The organism is Vibrio sp. V43_P6S15P86, assembly GCF_009904725.1.
Lineage (GTDB): Bacteria > Pseudomonadota > Gammaproteobacteria > Enterobacterales > Vibrionaceae > Vibrio > Vibrio diabolicus.
In genome coordinates, this window is the sequence record NZ_WXWT01000074.1 from 1 (window position 1) to 2,914 (window position 2,914).

3 protein-coding genes and 1 pseudogene are annotated in these 2,914 nt (G+C 40.7%); all 4 read left to right on the forward strand.

What is annotated here, in order from left to right; translation table 11 throughout:
- Nucleotides 1-94: 94 nt before the first annotated feature.
- On the forward strand, nt 95-385 hold the full coding sequence (locus CAG69_RS03345) for a helix-turn-helix transcriptional regulator (RefSeq protein WP_012841704.1): 291 nt from the start codon (nt 95-97) through the stop codon (nt 383-385).
- Nucleotides 386-539: 154 nt separating this feature from the next.
- On the forward strand, nt 540-1,127 hold the full coding sequence (locus CAG69_RS03350; protein ID WP_012841705.1) for a hypothetical protein: 588 nt from the start codon (nt 540-542) through the stop codon (nt 1,125-1,127).
- 273 nt (nt 1,128-1,400) lie between these two features.
- Nucleotides 1,401-1,655, forward strand: a complete 255-nt coding sequence (locus CAG69_RS03355; RefSeq protein ID WP_029851782.1) for a helix-turn-helix domain-containing protein — start codon at nt 1,401-1,403, stop codon at nt 1,653-1,655.
- A gap of 437 nt (nt 1,656-2,092) precedes the next feature.
- A pseudogene (locus CAG69_RS03360) lies at nt 2,093-2,914 on the forward strand (hypothetical protein); the annotation flags it as partial.

The following is a 2,914-nucleotide window of genomic DNA, read 5'->3' on the forward strand; positions in this document are numbered from 1 at the left end:
TACGAAAAAGTGATTGCTTTTCACTTTAAAACTCGAATATTATGTTTTTAACGGCTCATTGAGTCATAATAATAAAAATAAACGGAGGCGTCTCATGACGCTTATACACCCAATTAATCAACTGAAAATAGAAAAGAAAGCTGACGTATTAAAACGCGTTGGTTTATCTCAAGCTACCTTACATCGCCGAATTAATGATGGCACATTTCCGCCCGCTGTACAACTGGGTCCAAAAGCCGTGGGCTTCATGTCGCATGAAGTCGATGCGTTTCTTATTGCCTGTGCAATAGGAGAAGATAAAAAACGGGTGGTCGCTGAGCTGCTTGCTCAGCGTCAGACGCTCAAACAAGCGAATCCGCTCCTGCAATATATGAACTTTCAGTAACAGGCCATCGAGTTCTGCGCTAAAGCGCAGAGCTTAATTCAGTATATTGTACGTCTATTCATGTCAAGAGAGTGCATGCGTTTCTCCGCCTCTCTAATGATAGGTGTCTTATCTATACCTGATTAAAAACAATAATAAAAATAGGAATTAATATATGACTTATCGAATTACCAGTGAATTGACCATAAGTGGCGATTCAGAGAAGTGCAAAGCACTGTACCTTAATATTGTTGACCACTTTGGTCAAATTGACTTCAACAACATTGTCCCGATGCCAGCGGCGATACGAAACGCCACGGATTACTTTATAAAAGAGCCGTGGATGATGCGCCATTGGGGGGCCTGCGATGTATTTGAATGCGGTGTGCCTTATCGATGCTTTAATCCATGGAAAGATGACTTTCCCGTAGATATGGAGGACTACATTAATTTGCTTCGGTTTCAAGAAGCATGCGATGAAGGAACTCCGCATTTAGAGCCAATCATATTCACCACCCTAAATACGTATCCTAAGGAGATAGTTTTTGCTTTGTCAGACCAAAACCCAGGGTTAACGTTTGACGTTCGTTTTTATGACGAGCATTTCAGTTGTGCCTGTGGTCGGATGCGAATTTGCGATGGGAGAGTTATTCAGTCTAAGGTAGCGCCACACCATGAATTTATGACGAGAGAGCAGTGTCAGTTTTGGGAAAACTATGCGCATCAGTTAGCGGGATTATTGCCATTTGAAGCGACGTTTTAAGCCATCGGTACACTATGTGATGTTGTTTGGCAGAGGTTTGAGAGCAACAAGTGCATCGTAGAGCGGTTTTTGGCATCGCTGTCCACGCATCGACGAGAGAGTTTAAAAGCACAAATTGACAGCAAATCGAATGACGCTTTGGACCTAGGAATATTTGACGCATCTCAATTAATCTCTCCATCAAAACAAACGCTACTACTTTACCTCTAACCCCTGAAGGGGATAAAGTGCTAATATCCCCTATAGAGGATAACTTTTACATTGGAGGCAGATATGCTCATAACAAGTCCTATGCAACTGGGAATATACCTACGTGATGTACGCAGAACTCAAGGACGAAACCAGACTAAAGTCGGGGACATGGTTGGGTTAAAACAGACAACAGTATCAAAGCTTGAACGCGATCCGGCCTCATCCAGTATCGAAAGTCTGATGCGCCTGCTGTCATCACTAGATCTTGAGCTACATATTCAAGATAAAGCTGTAAGCCGGCAACAAGCGAAGCTTCGTGAGCCAGATGATTGGTAAAACGCTGTAAAACAAAGCCAACTTTATAATTAAGTTGTTCTCTCACAATCATCATCGAGTTAGCAAATCGATGAATGTGCGACCAGCTTATTTTTCCCCATTCCGTACTGGCAACTAGGAAGAAATCCTTCTCAGTTGCTTTTCAACTCATAATTTTCCTTAATAGTTGCTTCCCCCAGTCACCGCGACAAACTTCTGTCCAAAAGCTTCTCGGATTGAATTTTTACCTGTGGCACTTTCTAACTCGAAAGTGCCCCATTCGGTGTTACGACACATCAGCTATCAAAGTGTGCGTCGTCTATTTTCCCTCTAATTATCTAATGACTGTTTTGGCAATAGAGGGAATGGATACCATACGCTCCCTTTTTCATTACAATACAGGGTGTGTGAGTGGTATCATATAACACTAAGCTTGTGTTTTGTGGGGATGACAATCATTGTTTGATGAAGATAAATTATTGGAGCTCAATAAGTCTTACAAGTTCGACGTTACCGTAAAAGATGGTGCAAATAGATTTAATGGTGTTTTAAGGCTGTCTCCAAGCTCATGTACCTTGCATGTGTCAGCAGAGCGACATGCATCCGTAAGCTTTTACAGTCCTACAAAGATCGAATGCAGTTCATTTAAAAAGGACTTTATTTTACTTGATATTACTTTAGTAAGCTCAAGTAGTAAGGCTCTTAGTATGTCGCCAGACAACCCTTTAGGGTTTTATGAGTATGACTTCGATATAGGATTTATCATATGCTCCTCAAGTTCGTTCAAAGGTCTTGGGAATATCGATGGCATCTCTATTGATGCTCCTATGATGAAAAAGTGGGTAAGACATACTAATACTCAAAATGAAATCATTCTGAAGCATGCAAATAAAACTCTAACCCCCTTTGAAGATACGACAGAGTTTACACATTTGGTGGAGGATAAATGTCTTATTCAACTTACTTATCAATTAAGAACATTTGGTAGTGCTTTAACTTTTAGTTCTGGGATTGAGTTTCCGCCAAGATTAGGCTCTTCTTTCAAGTCTCCTTTACCAGTAGAGAGTGTCCGTAAGGAGTTAGAAGATCTCTATAACTTGATGTGCTTATTTGTAGGCTCTGATTTTGGTATAGATACTGTAGAGCTTAAATCTAGTGATTCAATTTATTCATCAGATATTAGTGTTTACTTTATAAATAACAATAAGACTCTCGAAGCTGAGTATCCAGTTCTCCCCCTAAGTAGGAACCTTTGGTTCAATGACCTACCTGTACCAGAG